Origin of the sequence: Microbacterium sp. 2RAF4 (genome assembly GCF_052115285.1) — a bacterium.
Taxonomy (GTDB): domain Bacteria; phylum Actinomycetota; class Actinomycetes; order Actinomycetales; family Microbacteriaceae; genus Microbacterium; species Microbacterium oxydans.
Window position 1 is genome coordinate 699,257 of record NZ_JBFRGI010000001.1, and the last position, 16,692, is coordinate 715,948.

At 66.9% G+C, this 16,692-nt stretch carries 16 protein-coding genes and 2 tRNA genes; 4 read left to right on the forward strand and 14 right to left on the reverse strand.

Annotation, left to right across the window (positions count from 1 at the left end):
• Nucleotides 1-38 precede the first annotated feature (38 nt).
• A complete protein-coding gene (locus AB4070_RS03440) occupies nucleotides 39-1,217 on the reverse strand; it encodes a glycine C-acetyltransferase (protein WP_441978897.1) in 1,179 nt (392 codons plus the stop codon).
• Entirely contained in the window at nucleotides 1,217-2,260 is a 1,044-nt protein-coding gene (tdh, locus tag AB4070_RS03445) for an L-threonine 3-dehydrogenase (RefSeq protein WP_441978898.1), read from the reverse strand. Before tdh ends, AB4070_RS03440 begins: the two co-directional genes overlap by 1 nt.
• 99 nt (nucleotides 2,261-2,359) lie before the next feature.
• Here tdh and AB4070_RS03450 point away from each other — a divergent pair, with 99 nt between their 5' ends.
• Genes AB4070_RS03450 through AB4070_RS03460 form a run of 3 tightly spaced genes read left to right on the forward strand, consistent with a single transcriptional unit; the run spans nucleotide 2,360 to nucleotide 5,877 of the window.
• The gene (locus tag AB4070_RS03450) at nucleotides 2,360-3,277 is read left to right on the forward strand and encodes a LysR family transcriptional regulator (protein ID WP_441978899.1); all 918 of its coding nucleotides are present in this window, start codon (nucleotides 2,360-2,362) and stop codon (nucleotides 3,275-3,277) included.
• Nucleotides 3,278-3,308: 31 nt separating this feature from the next.
• A complete protein-coding gene (locus tag AB4070_RS03455) occupies nucleotides 3,309-5,360 on the forward strand; it encodes a M3 family metallopeptidase (protein WP_441978900.1) in 2,052 nt (683 codons plus the stop codon).
• A 19-nt stretch (nucleotides 5,361-5,379) separates the two neighbouring features.
• Nucleotides 5,380-5,877, forward strand: coding sequence for a GyrI-like domain-containing protein (locus tag AB4070_RS03460; protein WP_441978901.1), 498 nt, complete (start codon nucleotides 5,380-5,382; stop codon nucleotides 5,875-5,877).
• A 33-nt stretch (nucleotides 5,878-5,910) separates the two neighbouring features.
• Here the strand turns inward: AB4070_RS03460 and AB4070_RS03465 are convergent, their stop codons facing one another.
• From AB4070_RS03465 to AB4070_RS03520, 12 genes are all read right to left on the reverse strand, one after another.
• Entirely contained in the window at nucleotides 5,911-6,447 is a 537-nt protein-coding gene (locus AB4070_RS03465; RefSeq protein ID WP_441978902.1) for an NUDIX hydrolase, read from the reverse strand.
• Nucleotides 6,444-7,712, reverse strand: coding sequence for an ATP-dependent Clp protease ATP-binding subunit ClpX (gene clpX, locus AB4070_RS03470; RefSeq protein WP_046749262.1), 1,269 nt, complete (start codon nucleotides 7,710-7,712; stop codon nucleotides 6,444-6,446). The genes AB4070_RS03465 and clpX overlap by 4 nt, the downstream gene beginning before the upstream one ends.
• Before the next feature lie 187 nt (nucleotides 7,713-7,899).
• Nucleotides 7,900-8,472 (reverse strand): hypothetical protein, encoded by a 573-nt coding sequence (locus AB4070_RS03475; protein WP_441978903.1) that lies wholly within the window; start codon nucleotides 8,470-8,472, stop codon nucleotides 7,900-7,902.
• Nucleotides 8,473-8,557: 85 nt separating this feature from the next.
• On the reverse strand, nucleotides 8,558-9,409 hold the full coding sequence (locus AB4070_RS03480; RefSeq protein ID WP_441978904.1) for an aldehyde dehydrogenase family protein: 852 nt from the start codon (nucleotides 9,407-9,409) through the stop codon (nucleotides 8,558-8,560).
• Nucleotides 9,406-10,848 (reverse strand): aldehyde dehydrogenase family protein, encoded by a 1,443-nt coding sequence (locus AB4070_RS03485; RefSeq protein ID WP_441978905.1) that lies wholly within the window; start codon nucleotides 10,846-10,848, stop codon nucleotides 9,406-9,408. The genes AB4070_RS03480 and AB4070_RS03485 overlap by 4 nt, the downstream gene beginning before the upstream one ends.
• Before the next feature lie 13 nt (nucleotides 10,849-10,861).
• Nucleotides 10,862-11,863, reverse strand: a complete 1,002-nt coding sequence (gene deoC, locus AB4070_RS03490; protein ID WP_441978906.1) for a deoxyribose-phosphate aldolase — start codon at nucleotides 11,861-11,863, stop codon at nucleotides 10,862-10,864.
• Nucleotides 11,860-12,795 (reverse strand): sugar-binding transcriptional regulator, encoded by a 936-nt coding sequence (locus AB4070_RS03495; protein ID WP_231728769.1) that lies wholly within the window; start codon nucleotides 12,793-12,795, stop codon nucleotides 11,860-11,862. The genes deoC and AB4070_RS03495 overlap by 4 nt, the downstream gene beginning before the upstream one ends.
• A gap of 150 nt (nucleotides 12,796-12,945) precedes the next feature.
• Nucleotides 12,946-13,587: an ATP-dependent Clp protease proteolytic subunit gene (locus AB4070_RS03500; RefSeq protein WP_046749265.1), complete on the reverse strand. Its 642-nt coding sequence runs from the start codon at nucleotides 13,585-13,587 to the stop codon at nucleotides 12,946-12,948.
• Nucleotides 13,588-13,607: 20 nt separating this feature from the next.
• Nucleotides 13,608-14,204, reverse strand: a complete 597-nt coding sequence (locus AB4070_RS03505) for an ATP-dependent Clp protease proteolytic subunit (RefSeq protein WP_017830295.1) — start codon at nucleotides 14,202-14,204, stop codon at nucleotides 13,608-13,610.
• Between the two features lie 81 nt (nucleotides 14,205-14,285).
• Complete coding sequence (locus AB4070_RS03510; protein ID WP_441978907.1) at nucleotides 14,286-14,780, reverse strand: tetratricopeptide repeat protein; 495 nt, start codon at nucleotides 14,778-14,780, stop codon at nucleotides 14,286-14,288.
• Between the two features lie 72 nt (nucleotides 14,781-14,852).
• Nucleotides 14,853-16,343 (reverse strand): trigger factor, encoded by a 1,491-nt coding sequence (tig, locus tag AB4070_RS03515; RefSeq protein ID WP_441978908.1) that lies wholly within the window; start codon nucleotides 16,341-16,343, stop codon nucleotides 14,853-14,855.
• Between the two features lie 63 nt (nucleotides 16,344-16,406).
• Nucleotides 16,407-16,480 (reverse strand) — tRNA-Pro (locus AB4070_RS03520).
• Between the two features lie 109 nt (nucleotides 16,481-16,589).
• Here AB4070_RS03520 and AB4070_RS03525 point away from each other — a divergent pair.
• Nucleotides 16,590-16,663, forward strand: a tRNA-Gly gene (locus AB4070_RS03525).
• Nucleotides 16,664-16,692: the final 29 nt, after the last annotated feature.

Sequence of the window (16,692 nt, forward strand, 5' to 3'; positions counted from 1 at the left end):
GCAAAGATTTCTTTGCAAGCATTTCTTTGCATGCGTTCTCAGCCGACCGCGTCGCGTGCGGCGACGAAGGCACCGACGCAATGCTCGATCTGCTCCGCCGTGTGCGCCGCCGACAACTGCACGCGGATCCGTGCCAGACCACGCGGTACGACGGGGAAGCTGAACGCGGTCACGTAGACGCCACGCGCCTGCATCTCCTGAGCGATCCGTGCCGTCTTCGCCGCGTCCCCGAACATGACGGGGACGATGGGGTGCTCGCCTGGAAGCAGATCGAACCCCTCCGCCGTCATGCGCTCGCGGAAGAGTGACGCGTTTCCACGCAGCCGGGCACGAAGGTCCGCGGACCCCTCGACGAGATCGAGGGCGGTCAGCGTACCGGCGACGATCGCGGGGGCGAGCGTGTTCGAGAACAGGTAAGGACGAGAACGCTGGCGCAGCAGAGCCACGATCTCGGCGTGTGAGGCGACGTACCCGCCCGATGCGCCTCCGAGCGCCTTGCCGAAGGTTCCCGTGTAGATGTCGACACGATCGGCGACGCCGCAGAGCTCCGGCGTGCCACGGCCGTTCTCCCCGACGAAACCGACCGCGTGGGAATCGTCGACGAAGACGAGGGCGTCGTAACGGTCGGCGAGATCGCAGATCTCGGTCAGCGGCGCGATGTAGCCATCCATCGAGAACACGCCGTCCGTCACGATCACACGGAATCGGGCGTCCATTGCCGCCTGCAGCTGCGCCTCGAGATCGGCCATGTCCCGGTTGCGGTACCGCAGCCGCCTCGCCTTCGAGAGTCGGATGCCGTCGATGATCGAGGCGTGGTTCAGTTCATCGGAGATGATGGCGTCCTCGGCCCCGAAGAGCGTCTCGAACACTCCCCCGTTCGCATCGAAGCAGGACGAGTACAGGATGGCCTCGTCCGTGCCGAGGAAGTCGGCGAGGCGGCGTTCCAGCTCGAGATGCTGCTCCTGCGTGCCGCAGATGAAGCGCACACTCGCAAGGCCGTAGCCCCACTCCTCCAGCGCTGTCGTCGCGGCCGACAGGATACGCGGATCGTCGGCGAGACCGAGGTAGTTGTTCGCGCAGAAGTTCAGCACGTCAGCGCCGTCTGCGGTGATCTCGGCGTTCTGCGGCCCGCGGATGCCGCGCTCACGCTTGGTCAGACCGGCCTCCTCGATCGCCGCCAGTTCGCCTGACACATGCTTCTGAAAAGCCCCGTACATCACAACTCCGTCCAGTCGAGGATGATCTTGCCCGTTCCCGCCGATTCGGCGGCGGCGAATCCGCGTTCCCATTCGCGAGCAGGGACGACCTCGGCGATCACTCGACCGATGGCGTCCCGCAGGGGCGCACTGGTCTGCAGCATCGCCCCCATCGCGTTCCACGTCTCGAACATCTCGCGTCCGTAGATCCCCTTGATCGTGAGCATGTGGGTGACGAGCTTGCCCCAGTCGATCCCGAACCCGGCACTCGGCAGACCCAGCATCGCGATGCGTCCACCGTGGTTCATGTTGTCGATCATGGCGGGGAGGGCCGACGGCGCACCGCTCATCTCGAATCCGATATCGAAACCCTCGCGCATTCCGAGCGCCTGCTGCGCGTCTCTGATGTCGCGGACTGAGACGTCGACGACTTCGTCGGCGCCCATCCGACGGGCCATCTCCAGACGCGGTGCGCTGACATCCGTCGCTGTGATGAACCGGGCCCCGGCGTGTCTGGCGACCGCGATCGCCATGAGCCCGATGGGGCCGCAGCCGGTGACGAGCACGTCCTCTCCGACGAGCGGGTATGTGAGCGCCGTGTGCACCGCGTTGCCGAGCGGGTCGAAGATCGCGCCGAGTTCGGGAGTCACCTCGGCATGGTGCACCCACACGTTCGCCGCAGGGAGCGAGAGGTACTCCGCGAACGCGCCGTCCCGCTGCAGACCGAGGCCGATCGTGCGGATGCACATCTGCCGTCGCCCTGCCCGGCAGTTGCGACACGTCCCGCAGACGATGTGGCCTTCACCGGAGACGCGATCGCCCACGGAGATGTCGTGCACGCCGGGTCCGACCTCCACCACTTCTCCGTAGAACTCGTGACCGGGGATCAGCGGGGCGGCGATCGCCGACGCCGCCCAGTCATCCCAGCGGAGGATGTGCAGATCGGTCCCGCAGATGCCGGTGCGCAGCACCCGGATGACGACCTCGTCGGCGCCGACCCTCGGATCGGGGCGCTCGACCAGCTCGAGCCCCGCGCCTGGCGCCGCTTTGTACAGTGCTCTCATACGGGCAGTCCCTTCATGATCTCGATCACATCGCATTCACGGTTGTAGAGCAATCGGCATCGTCTGCACCCTCCATGTAGCCGCAGCTACACTTTCCTCGTGGAACTCCATCAGCTGCAGATCCTGAGAGAGCTCGGCGCCCTCGGCAGCGTGACGGCTGTGGCAGACGCGCTCCGAGTCACTCCGTCCGCGGTCTCCCAGCAGCTCGCGGCCCTACAGCGAGGTGTGCCGACACCTCTCACCCGCAGGGTCGGGCGCACGCTCGCTCTCACACCTGCAGGTGTAGTGCTGGCGACCGCCGGCGCCGAGGCGATCGACGCCATGGCGGCGGCGCGCAGCGCCCTGGACGACTTCGAGGAGTCCGCGACGGGAACCGTGAGTATCAGCGGGTTCCACAGCGTGGGGCAGGCGCTGTTCGGAGCACTCGTGCGGGAGCTGTCGACCGCGGAGAACGCACCATCGGTGCAGCTCACGGACGAGGATGTCGCGCAGACGGAATTCCCTGCGCTCACAGCGCGCTACGACCTCGTGCTCGCACACCGCATGGAGCATTCGGAACCGTGGCCCGTGCAGGGTGTGCGCAGCCTCACCCTGATCCGCGAGCCCCTGGACGTTGCAGTGGCGACATCGCATCCCCTCGCAGGCTGTGCCAGCGTCACACCGGCCGATGTCGCGGGAGAGCGATGGGTCACCAGTCGCATCGGCTACTCCCCCGACGATGTGCTCCGAGCCGTGTCGGCGGTAGCCCATCGACCCGTCGACATCCAACATCGCATCAACGACTACGGCGCGGTGTCGGCCGTCGTTGCCGCCGGAGGGGTGATCGGGATGCTCCCGCGCTTCACCTCGCGCAGCGTCGACGACCGCGACCTCGTGCGCATCCCCCTCGAAGGTGTGAGCACGCACAGGATGATCGACGTGCTCGCGCGGCCAGAGACGCTTCGTCGTCGATCGGTCCGCGTGGTCGTGGAAGCCCTCAGCGGGGTGATGACGCGCCTGAGCGAGATCGGATCCTGAGCGCGGCCGGAGCGGTGGATAGGCTCGGAGGATGACCGACGAGACCAACCCGCTGCTGCAGCCGTCGACGCTTCCCTACGGGCTCCCCGACTACGCCGCGATCCGGCCGGAGCACTATCTCCCCGCGTTTCAGGCGGGTTTCGAGGAGCATCTCCGCGAGATCGAGCGCATCACCGTGGTGCGCTCGATGCCCACGTTCGAGAACACCCTCGAGGCGCTGGAGAGATCCGGCGAGCTCCTCGATCGTGTCGCGCACACCTTCTACACCGTGAGTTCGGCCGATGCGACGCCCGAGATCCAGGAGATCGATGAGCAGCTCGCGCCGCTCGTGGCCGCGCATGAGGATGCGATCACGCTCGACAGCCGGCTCTACTGGCGCGTGCAGCACGTGTACGAGCAGCTCGACGCGCTGAACCTCGACCCGGAGCAGCGGTACCTCGTGGAGCGCCATCACCGCGAGATGACCTTGGCCGGTGCGGGCCTCGACGACGACGCGAAGGCGCGGCTGACCGCCCTGAACCAGAAATTGTCGACCCTGACCAACACGTTCGAACGCAATCTGCTGAACGACACCAACGACCTGGCCGTGGTGTTCGACGCGGCCGACGAGCTCGACGGGTTGAGCGCGGGAGAGCTCTCCGCTGCCGCACGTGCCGCCACGGACAGAGGCTTGGACGGAAAGCTCCTGATCACTCTCCCGCTCTTCACCGGGCACCCTGCTCTGGCGCAGTTGCACTCGCGGGAATCGAGGCGACGCATCATGGCGGCCTCGCTCGCGCGCGGGTCTCGCGACAACGCGAACGACAACCGCCCCGTCCTGCTCGAGATCGTGCGTCTGCGGGCGGAGCGTGCGAAGCTGCTCGGCTACGACTCGCACGCCGCCGCCGTGACCGCGGATGAGACGGCAGGAAGCCCGGAAGCCGTCGAGCAGATGCTCCGGCGCCTCGCCAGACCGTCCGCGCGCAATGCCCGGGCCGAACGAGCGGCACTCCAGACGATCGTCGACGAGACCGAGCAGACGCCGTTCCCGGTCGAGGCGCACGACTGGGCCTATTACACCGAGCGGGTGCGCACCGCACGATACGACATCGACTCCAGCGCGCTTCGGCCCTGGTTCGAAGCGGAGCGCGTGCTCCAGGACGGCGTCTTCTTCGCGGCGACGCAGCTCTATGGCGTCACGTTCTCCGAGCGCGATGACCTCGCCGCATATCACGCAGGCGCGCGCGTCTTCGAGGTGCGCAACGCCGACGGATCACCGGTCGGTCTCTACGTGCTCGATCTGTACACGCGCGATTCCAAGCGCGGCGGCGCGTGGATGAACGCGATCGTCAGCCAGTCGCGACTCCGCGGCACCGCTCCGGTCGTGGTCAACAACCTGAACGTGCCGCTCCCCGGGGAAGGCGAGCCGACGCTCCTGACGCTCGACGAGGTGACCACACTGTTCCACGAGTTCGGGCACGCTCTGCACGGACTGTTCGCGACCGTCACCTACCCGCACTTCGCGGGGACGAACGTGTTCCGCGACTTCGTCGAGTTCCCGAGCCAGGTGAACGAGATGTGGATCCTGTGGCCGGAGGTCCTCGAGAACTATGCGCGTCACCACGAGACCGGCGCAGCGCTCGATCCCGCGATCGTCGAGCGCCTGCGAGCGACCGAGACGTTCGATCAGGGGCACGCGACCAGCGAGTATCTGGCTGCCGCATGGTTGGACCAGGCCTGGCATCGTCTCGGCACGGATGCCGAAGTCGACGACGTCGCTGCTTTCGAGGCCGCCGCTCTGTCGGACATCGGGCTGGACGACCCGGCCGTGCCGACACGGTACTCATCCACCTCCTTCGCCCACGTGTTCTCCGGCGGCTACAGCGCCGGCTACTACTCGTACATCTGGAGCGAAGTACTCGACGCCGACACGGTCGACTGGTTCCGAGAGAACGGTGGTCTCACCCGGGCGAACGGCGACCGGTTCCGCGCACGACTCCTCGGCGTGGGAGGCGCCAAGGATCCGCTCGAGGCATACCGCGACTTCCGGGGCCGCGATGCGGAGATCGATCCGCTCCTGAAGAGGCGTGGACTGGGCGACTGAGGCGTGAGACGCTGAGCGCATGAACGCCTTCCGCGACGCCCCGTTCGGTCCTGCGGACCGCCTCGACCTCGAGCCGGTCCCCCTCGCTGTCATCCGCCATGAGGGCATCCGCCTCTCCGATCTCTCCGAGGCGTTCGACGCAGGCTACTCGGCGATCGCTCTCACCTTCGCCGGAGACGTGCTCGTCCCGACGGGCCCGGCACTCGCGGTGTATCACGGTAATCCGATGGGCGTTTTCGACCTGGAACTCGGCTTCCCCGTGCAGTCGGCACCGGCGAATCCCATCCCCACCGCGAGCGGGCGCGTCATCGTCGCCTCGACACTGCCCTCAGGACCCGCGGTCGCGACAACGCTGTTCGGCTCCTACGAGGAACTGGGCGGCGCATGGGCCGCCCTCGTCGAGCGCGCGTCGGCGCAGGGGCTTCGTCCCGGGGGAATCTGGATCGAGGTCTACGTCTCCGACCCGAGCGCTCCGGCGGCAGAACTGCGTACGGACCTGATCATGCCGATCGGCTGACGACGCCCGACACGCGCACGGCCTCGTACGGAATCACCGTCCGAGCCGGTCCATGGCTTTGTACCAGGTGAGCTGGTGGTAGCTCTGCGTGAGGTGGTCGCCGAGCCCATCGAGCGACAGCACATGCACGACGATCGACTCGGTGTCGTCGAGAGATTGCTCTGCGACGCGCGCACACCCGCGCGCGAGGAAATGATGCACCCGGTTCGTGTGATTGCCGAAGTTCGCCCAGGTCGAGCCGAGATCGATGAGGTCGTCGGCGGCATGCCCGGTCTCCTCGAGCAGTTCACGGCGCGCCGCGTCCTCCGGCGACTCATCAGGCTCCACTCCCCCGCCGATGGTGCCGACGGCCACGACGCCTGCACCGTGTCGATACTCTTCGACGACGATGGCGTCGTCGTTCCGGTCGAGGGCGAGGACGGAGATCCAGTCCCCGTACTCCAGCACGTAATAAGGGGCGATCGACAGACCCCTGCCATCCACGCACTCGTCGACATGGAGGCGGATCCACCGGTCGGCGACGAGCGTCTCCCGCGCCACGGTCTTCCAGGGAGCCGGATCCGCGCTCATGCGCTCTTACGCTTGCGCTCCATCACGATGGTGGGCGGCGCGCCTTCGTCGACGGCGGCGCGGGTCACGATGACCTTCGCCACGTCCTCGGCGGAGGGGATCTCGAACATGATAGGTCCGAGCACGTCTTCCAGGATCGCCCGAAGACCGCGAGCACCGGTCTTGCGCTCGACGGCGAGGTCGGCGATGGAGCGCAGTGCCTCTTCTTCGAACTCGAGCTGCACGCCGTCGATCTCGAACATCCGCTGGTACTGCTTCACCAGCGCGTTGCGCGGACCCGTCAGGATGTCGATCAGCGCATCCTGGTCGAGCGGCGACACGTTGGTGACGACCGGCAGACGCCCGATGAACTCGGGGATCAGCCCGAACTTGTGCAGGTCTTCCGGGAGCACCTCGCTGAACAGGTCGAGGTCCTTGCCCTTGTCGTGCAGCGGGGCGCCGAAGCCGATGCCGTGCTTGCCGACGCGGGCCGACACGATGTCTTCGAGACCCGCGAAGGCTCCGGCCACGATGAACAGCACGTTGGACGTGTCGATCTGCAGGAACTCCTGGTGCGGGTGCTTGCGACCCCCCTGGGGCGGAACTGAGGCGACCGTGCCCTCGATGATCTTCAAGAGAGCCTGCTGGACGCCCTCACCCGAGACGTCGCGGGTGATGGACGGGTTCTCGGCCTTGCGGGCGATCTTGTCGACCTCGTCGATGTAGATGATGCCCTGCTCGGCACGCTTGACGTCGTAGTCGGCGGCCTGGATCAGCTTGAGGAGGATGTTCTCGACGTCTTCGCCGACATAGCCGGCCTCGGTCAGAGCGGTGGCATCGGCGACAGCGAACGGAACGTTGAGGCGCTTCGCGAGCGTCTGCGCGAGGTACGTCTTCCCACAGCCGGTCGGGCCGATGAGCAGGATGTTGCTCTTGGCGATCTCGACCTCTTCCGCCTTCTGCTCAGCGGTCTGAAGAGTGCCGTGTGCGCGAACGCGCTTGTAATGGTTGTAGACGGCGACGGAAAGAGCGCGCTTGGCCGGCTCCTGGCCGACGACGTACTCCTCGAGGAAGGAGAAGATCTCACGCGGCTTGGGAAGCTCGAACTCGGCGACACCGTCTGCGGACGATTCCGCCATGCGCTCTTCGATGATCTCGTTGCACAGTTCGACGCACTCGTCGCAGATGTACACACCGGGGCCGGCGATGAGCTGCTGCACCTGCTTCTGGCTCTTTCCACAGAAAGAGCATTTGAACAGGTCAGCGCTTTCACCGATGCGGGCCATGCGCGTCCTCCTAGGGGGGATCAGAGATCGTCCTTCGAGCCTAACCGCTGCATACGACACCGGGCCGCATTGAGGGCACTCGACATCGCGACCACTGGACGGCCTTCCTTCTCGGCCAAGCTCCCCACCGGAGCCCCAGCCCGCATCGAACCCGCAACCACCAACACGGTGCGGGGCTTCGCCGCCCTCAACGCTGGGGTGGCAAGAAGAAGGTCGTCTCGTACGAGCGCACCTCGCCGTTCACGTCACCTACGGTCGCGATAGTGTAAGGGCTGAGATTCAGCGTGTCTCCCACGTACAGCGGCGTGAGGTACGCCTGATCGGTCGGCTCGTCGGACAGGACGCTACCGCGGCGCATCGCGTTCAGAGCGGCAAACGAGTACGAGCCGACACAGAGTCGTCCGATGATCGCCTCTGTGAAGTCGTCGGCCGCGACCACATACGACGCGAGGGTGCCGTCTGGTGCGTAACTCACAGTCCCATTCGCCCCCTCCCGCGGCCCCATGTCCACCATGCCCGCGTACAGCCCCACGTCCAGCAGCTCACCGCTCGAGATCGTCCCGTCACCTCCCGGACGCTTGCACTCCACTGCCGTCGAGGCAGCCGCGCTCGGCGTCGGTTGGGCACTCGAACTCGCAGTCGGCGCAACAGCCGCGGTTGTCTCGGCGACTTCAGGCATCGGGTCGGTGCAGCCAGTGAGCGCGACAACAGACAGAGCGGCAAGGAGCGCCGCGGCAACCGCGGCTGTGCGATCAGACATGTACGAACGCTAGCTCTCGGGCGTCGGGGAAAGCCAGTGCCCCGTCCGGCGAGAGCCGAACGGAGCACTGAACACTGCTGTTCGGTCAGACCATGCTCTTCGTGTGCCAGACCGTCTTCACCTCGGTGAAGGCGCCGATCCTCTCGGGAGAGGCGACGACGTCACCGGGGGTCAGCACACGCTTGAGCGTCTCCGCTGCGGCGATCTGCATGTCCACCCAATCCAAGGCGCCGGCACCCGCGAGGTCGAGAGCGTTCACGTCCTGGTGCGAGGCGAGCCACGGAGCCATCTCCGCGGGTGAACCCGTCAGCACGTTGACGACGCCACCGGGGACATCGCTGGTGGCGAGGACCTCGGCGAGGCTGATGGCCGAGAGCGGATGCTGCTCGCTCGCGATGACGACCACGGTGTTCCCGGCGACCAGCGCGGGAGCCACGACCGACACCAGGCCGAGCAGTGCCGAGTCCTGCGGTGCGACGATCGCGACGACGCCCGTCGGCTCCGGCACGGAGATGTTGAAGTACGGCCCGGACACCGGATTGGCATTGCCCGCGACCTGGGCGTACTTGTCGCACCAGCCTGCGTACCAGACCCAGAGGTCGATCGCTTCGTCGATCTGAGCGGCGGCTGCGGCCGAGGACACACCTTCCTGCGCCGAGATCTCGTCGATGAACTGCGACCGGCGACCCTCCAGCACCTCCGCGACGCGGTACAGGACCTGTCCGCGGTTGTACGCTGTCGCACCGGACCATCCCTTCACCGCAGCACGGGCCGCGACCACGGCATCGCGGGCGTCCTTGCGGGACGCCTTGGCGGCGTTCGCGAGGAAAGCCCCCTTGGAGGAGAGCACCTCGTACGTGCGGCCGGACTCGCTCCGCGGGAACGCTCCGCCGATCGCGAGCTTGTAGGTCTTCGGCACGGTCAGTCGCTTGCTCATGCTGCGGCTCCCTTGAGGTAGGCGGTGAGCCCCTGACGGCCGCCCTCGCGACCGTATCCGGACTCCTTGTAGCCGCCGAACGGACTCGACGGGTCGAAGCGGTTGAAGGTGTTCGCCCAGATGACACCGGCACGCAGGCGATCGGCCACCGCGAGGATGCGCGATCCCTTGTCGGACCAGATCCCGGCAGAGAGGCCGTACGGCGTGTTGTTCGCCTTCGCGATCGCCTCTGCAGGCGTGCGGAACGTGAGCACCGAGAGCACAGGCCCGAAGACCTCGTCACGGGCGATGCGATGCGACGCCTCGACGCCGGTGAAGATCGTCGGCGCAAACCAGAAGCCCTGCTCCGGGATCGCGCACTCCGCCGTCCAGCGCTCTGCGCCCTCGGCCTCGCCGATGTCGCTCAACTCGCGGATGCGGGCGAGCTGAGCCGCGGAGTTGATCGCCCCGATGTCGGTGTTCTTGTCGAGGGGGTCACCGAGGCGGAGGGTGGACAGGCGCGACTTGAGCCGGTCGACGACCTCGTCGTGGATCGACTCCTGCACCAGCAGACGGCTTCCGGCACAGCAGACGTGGCCCTGGTTGAAGAAGATTCCGTTGACGATGCCCTCGACCGCCTGATCGATGGGAGCGTCGTCGAACACGATGTTCGCGGCCTTGCCGCCCAGTTCGAGCGTCAGCTTCTTCGGCGTGCCGGCGACGGCCCGGGCGATGTCGCGACCGACACCGGTCGAGCCGGTGAAGGCCACCTTGTCGACGTCGGGGTGACGCACGAGAGTGGAGCCCGTGGCTCCGGCACCCGTCACGATGTTGACGACACCGGTCGGCAGGTCGGCCTGCTGCAGGATCTCCGCGAAGATCAATGCCGTCAGCGGCGTGGTCTCGGCCGGCTTGAGCACGACCGTGTTGCCGGCGGCGAGGGCGGGAGCGATCTTCCAGGCCAGCATCAGCAGCGGGAAGTTCCACGGGATGATCTGCCCCGCGACGCCGAGCGCCCGCGGGTTCGCGCCCAGTCCGGCGTGATCGAGCTTGTCGGCCCAGCCCGCGTAGTAGAAGAACCAGGAGGCGACGAGCGGCACGTCGACGTCGCGGCTCTCCTTGATCGGCTTGCCGTTGTCGAGGCTCTCGGCGACGGCGAGCTCTCGTGCGCGCTCCTGCACGAGGCGGGCGATGCGGAAGAGGTACTTCCCGCGGTCGCGGCCGCTCATCTTGGACCAGGTCTTCTCGTAGGCGCGGCGCGCGGCGGCGACTGCACGGTCGACGTCCTCATCGCTCGCCGATGCGATCTCGGCGATGTGCTTCTCGGTCGCCGGTGAGATGGTGTTGAAGGGGGTACCTGATCCATCGACGAACTCGCCGTCGATGAACAGACCGTAGCTGTCCTTGAGGTTCAGGACCGCGGTGGACTCCGGTGCGGGAGCGTATTCCAGAAATGACATGTTCGTCTTCCCGTCAGTCGATCGTGACGTAGTCGGGGCCCGAGTAGTGGCCGGAGCTGAGCTTCTGCCGCTGCAGGAGCACGTCGTTGAGGAGGCTGGAGGCGCCGAAGCGGAAGAGGTGCGGCTGGAGCCATTCCTCGCCCACGGTCTCGGCGACCGTGACGAGGTACTTCACCGCGTCCTTCGACGAGCGGATGCCACCGGCCGGCTTCACGCCGATCTTCTCGCCGGTGCCGCGGTACCAGTCACGTACGGTCTCCAGCATGAGGAGCGTCGTCGGGAGGGTGGCGGCGGGCTGCACCTTGCCGGTCGAGGTCTTGATGAAGTCCCCTCCCGCCAGGATCCCGAGCCACGAGGCGCGCTTGATGTTGTCGTAGGTGTTGAGCTCACCGGTCTCGAGGATCACCTTGAGAGAGGCGTAGGAGCCGTCCTCACGGCGGCAGGCCTCCTTGACCTGGGCGATCTGGTCGAAGACCAGGCCGTACCGGCCGGACAGGAATGCGCCACGATCGATCACCATGTCGATCTCATCGGCGCCGGCAGCCACCGCCTCGGCGGTGTCGGCGAGCTTGATCGCAAGCGAGGAGCGTCCGCTGGGGAATGCCGTGGCGACGGCCGCGACGGAGATCAGGCCGTCATCGGGGTCACCGTGCATCCCGCCGAGCGCGGTCACCGCGTCGCCGACCATGTCGCCGTACACGCAGACCGCTGCGACCCGCGGGGTCGAGGGATCCGCAGCGTCCGGGTTCTTCGCCTTGGCCACGAGAGAGCGCACCTTGCCGGGAGTGTCGGCTCCCTCGAGCGTCGTGAGGTCGATCAGCTTGATGATCGTGTCGAGCGCCCATGCCTTCGAGGTGGTCTTGATCGAGCGGGTCCCGAGCCCGGCAGCGCGCTGCTCCAGGCCGACGGCATCCACGCCGGGAAGTCCGTGCAGGAATCGCCGGAGCGTGGCGTCGTCGGGCTCGCCGCCCAGAACGTCCACCGCCGTCCTGCGACTGAGTTCTTTGGTCGTCACTGTTCCTCCAACAATGCTCGTGCTGTGGTCTCATCGGTCACCAGAACGCCACACAGGCCGCTGGTGACCACGGTGCGTGCGATGTCGTGCTTGGCGGGGCCCGCCGTGACGAAGATCGCACGCGCGGCTCCGCGCAGACGGTCGAGAGAGACTCCGACGGTCCGTGCATCGAGCTGCGAGTCGACGATGTTGCCCTCCGCGTCGACGTAGCGCCCGAGGACGTCGCCGACCGCGCCGCGTCGTGCGAGCTCTTCGACATCCTCTGCGCTGAGGTAGCCGTTCTCGACGTGAGCCGACGAGGCATCGCAGGGTCCGGCGGTGAACAGGAACGCCTGCGCTTCTGCTGCCTCTTCGAGGACGGCGGCGACGGTGCGGTCGGACTCGATCGCCTGCTTCGTCTCCACACGCTCGAGGATGGCCGGACTCGGCAGCAACGAGACCTGGCCCGAAGCGCGCTGAGCGATCGTGACGGCGAGGCCGGCAGCGCCGCCGGAGCGTCGGTTCAGGCTCACTCCCCCGTTCAGCTGCACCACGGTCACGCCGTTCGCCCAGCCGTCCGGAAGCGCCTCGGCGACGGCGCGGAGTGTACGGCCCCAGCTCACCCCGAGGGTGCGGGGAACGGGCCGCAGCGCGGTCAGGAAGTCGGCCGCGGCCTGAGCGACGCGTTCGAGAGTGCCGTCATCGCCTTCCGGAGCCGGCACGACCACGGCATCCGTGAGGCCGAAGCGCTCGACGAGAAGCCGCTCCAGGCCGAGTCGGCGGGCGCGGGGGTGCACGATCTCGATGCGGACGATGCCGCGTTCGCGGGCCTGGGTCAGCAGACGACCAACCTTCCAGCGCGAGATCTTGAGGAGTCCGCCGATCTCGTCCTGGGTCTTGTCCTCGTCGTAGTACAGCTCGGCGACGCGAACCATGAGCAGATCTTCTTCCACGGCATCCTCCTTCCTCATCCAGAGTAGGCCCTCGTCAGCGTTCGCGCACCACAGTGCTCATATGCGCACTTAGTCGTCGGGTCCTGCACATCCGCCGGGCACGACGAAGGGCGCCCGTCGGATGACGGACGCCCTTCGCGATCGGTCGGATCAGACGCGCTTGCGCGTCGTGAGCACCTGGTCGACGATGCCGTACTCCAGCGCCTGCGCGGCGGAGAGGATGTTGTCACGATCGATGTCGCGGTTCACCTGCTCCGGGGTGCGGTTGGTGTGTCCGGCGAGCGTCTCCTCGAGCCAGGTGCGCATGCGGAGGATCTCCGCGGCCTGGATCTCGATGTCGGACGCCTGGCCGTGGCCTGCCTCCCCCATCGCCGGCTGGTGGATGAGCACGCGGGCGTTCGGGAGCGCGAGACGCTTACCCGGTGCACCGGCAGCGAGCAGCACGGCCGCAGCCGAGGCCGCCTGCCCGAGCACCACGGTCTGGATCTGCGGCGCGACGTACTGCATCGTGTCGTAGATCGCCGTCATCGCGGTGAACGAGCCACCGGGCGAGTTGATGTACATCGTGATGTCGCGCTCGGCGTCCTGGCTCTCCAGGACGAGGAGCTGTGCCATCACGTCGTCGGCCGAAGCGTCGTCGACCTGCACGCCGAGGAAGATCACGCGGTCTTCGAACAGCTTGTTGTACGGGTCCTGGCGCTTGAAGCCGTACGCGGTGCGCTCCTCGAACTGCGGCAGCACGTAGCGGCTGGAGGGAAGGTCACCGGCTGAGCGGAAGGTGGGTGTGTACATGAGCGTCCTTTCGCTTTCCGTTACTCGGTGTCCTGGTCGGTTCCGCCGCCGCCGATGACGTCGGAGGCCGATTCGCGGATGTGATCGACGAAGCCGTACTCGAGCGCTTCCTCAGCCGTGAACCAGCGGTCGCGGTCTCCATCGGCGTTGATCTGCTCGACCGACTTGCCGGTCTGGGCAGCGGTGATCTCGGCGAGGCGGTTCTTCATCGACATGATGAGCTGCGCCTGCGTCTGGATGTCGCTCGACGTTCCGCCGAATCCACCATGGGGCTGGTGCAGCAGCACGCGTGCGTTGGGCGTGATGTACCGCTTGCCCTTGGTGCCGGCGGTCAACAGCAACTGCCCCATGGAGGCGGCCATTCCGATGCCGACCGTGACGATGTCGTTCGGCACGAACTGCATCGTGTCGTAGATCGCCATGCCCGCGGTGATCGATCCGCCGGGCGAGTTCACGTAGAGGTAGATGTCTCGCTCGGAGTCTTCTGCGGCGAGGAGAAGGATCTTCGCGCAGATCTCGTTCGCGTTCTCGTCGCGCACCTCCGACCCCAGCCAGATGATGCGGTCCTTCAGCAACCGATCGAAGACGCTCGTTGCGAGGAGGGGTTCTGCAGCCATGTCAGCTCCTGATTCCGTGTTTCAGTGATTCGAATCTACCGGCGACAACGCAGCGCCCAGGCCGTGTTCGCCGTCGGCATATCAGGTGTCGGCGTCCGCGATCTCGTGGGCATAGGCCGTCATAGACCGGTGGTAGCGCGGCAGATGCGGGACGAGGGCGAGCAGTGCCACGGAGAGACCCTCCGCCGGGCGCCCGGCGCTGGCCAGGATGAGGGAATGCACGCAGGCGACGGCGTCGCGATAGGGGCCGTCCGGCGCGAGCTCCGCCTCCGCACGGATCACGGCGAGTGCTTCGTCGTACTCGCCGAGGTTACGCAGAGAACTGGCCATCTGGATCACGCACTGCGGACGGTGCTCACCGTCCAGCCCCAGGGCCAGCGCGCGTCGATACAGGGCGACAGCCTCCGCCGGCCGGCCAGCGGAATCCCGTGCACCGCCGCGCTCGAACTCCGCGCGAGCGTCGTCGGGGCCGCGCTCGGCGGCGAGGGCGTCGATGCGGCTGATCGTGTCGTCACCCACCTCTTCCCCCGTCGCGTCGTCCCACACCTCGTCGATGCGCTCATCCCACGTCTTCATCGCTGCCCTCTCCTCGGATGGAAAAGAGGGCGGATGCCGCAGCACCCGCCCTCTTCACTGGATCGTGTTCGATCACTCGGCCTTGTCGGCCGCCTTCTTGGCCGGTGCCTTCTTGGCAGCAGGCTTCTTGGCCGGCGCCTTCTCGGCGGCGGGCTTCTCGGCGGCGTCGGCTTCGGCGGCCTTCTTGGCCGGAGCCTTCTTGGCAGCGGGCTTCTTGGCAGGAGCCTTCTTCGCCGGCTTCTCCTCGGCTTCCGTGGACTCCGCCTCAGCAGGCTCGGCCTCGTCATCGGTCACGATGAAGTCGGACAGATCGACGGGCTTGCCGTTGCTGTCGACGACCTTCACCTTGCCGAGTGCGATCGCGAGCGCCTTGTTCCGCGCGACCTCGCCGACGAGCGCCGGGAGCTGGTTCGAGGACTGCAGCGCCTCGACGAACTCCTGCGGGGCCATGCCGTACTGGGCAGCCGACTGGATGAGGTACTGCGAGAGCTCCTCCTGCGAGACCTGCACATCGGCCTGCTCGGCGATCGTGTCGAGGAGCACCTGCGTGCGGAACTGCTTCTCGCTGGCCTCGGTGACCTCGGCGCGGTGCACGTCGTCCTCGAGACGGCCTTCGCCCTCGAGGTGGTTGTGCACCTCGTCCTCGATGAGCTGCGGCGGAACCGGGATCTCGATCTGCTCGAGCAGCACCTCGACGAGCTTGTCGCGTGCGGCGGAGCCCTGCGTGAACACGCCCTGCTGAGCGACGCGCTCCGCGAGGCTCTCACGGAGCTCGGCGATCGTGTCGAACTCGCTCGCGATCTGCGCGAAGTCGTCGTCGGCCTCGGGAAGCTCGCGCTCCTTGACCGCCTTGACCGTCACGGAGACCTCGGCCTCGGACCCGGCGTGGTCGCCACCGACGAGAGCGGAGCGGAACGTGGTGTCCTCGCCGGCGGTGAGCGACTCGATCGCGTCGTCGATGCCCTCGAGCAGCTCGCCGGAGCCGATCTCGTAGGAGACGCCGTCGGCGCGGTCGATCTCGGCGCCGTCGATCGTGGCGACGAGGTCGAGCTCGACGAAGTCACCCTTCGCGGCAGGCCGGTCGACCGGGACGAGCGTGCCGAAGCGGGCGCGCATGTTGTCGAGCTCTGCGTCGAGCGCCGCGTCATCGGCCTCGACGGCGTCGACGGTCACGGTGATGCCGTCGTAGGAGGGCAGCTCGATGTCGGGACGGACGTCGACCTCGATGTCCACGAGCAGGTCGCCCGAGAAGTCCTTCTCGTTCGGCCACTGCGTGATGTCGGCCGCAGGGCGCCCCACGACGCGCAGCTTGTGCTCGTTGGTCGCCTCGCGGAAGAACTTGTCCAGGCCTTCGTTCACGGCGTGCTCGATGACGGCGCCGCGACCGATGCGCTGGTCGATGATCGGTGCCGGGACCTTGCCCTTGCGGAAGCCGGGGATCTGGACGTCCTGAGCGATGTGCTCGTACGCGTGAGCGATGCTGGGCTTGAGGTCGTCCGGGGTGACCGTGATGGTGAGCTTGACCCGGGTCGGGGTCAGCTTCTCGACGGTGCTGTTCGCCATGCTGGTGTGTTCTCCTTGTGATTTCCGCTTCGAATCGCGGCTGTAAGGTCCGTGGGGGCCGTGTCGGGGCGACAGGAGTTGAACCTGCGACCTCCCGCTCCCAAAGCGGGCGCTCTACCAAGCTGAGCTACGCCCCGGGGAATCCGCATGCGGATTCAGCCCCACCGAGTCTAACGGACAGGAGCATGCGTCAGAGTCCGGTATAGTCGATGAGTCGGTTACCGAACCTTTCGGGGCTCGGATTCCGGGGCTGTAGCTTAGTGGTAAAGCCTTAGTCTTCCAAACTAATGATGCGGGTTCGATTCCCGTCAGCCCCTCCACTCGAGAAGGCCCCCGCCATACGGCGGGG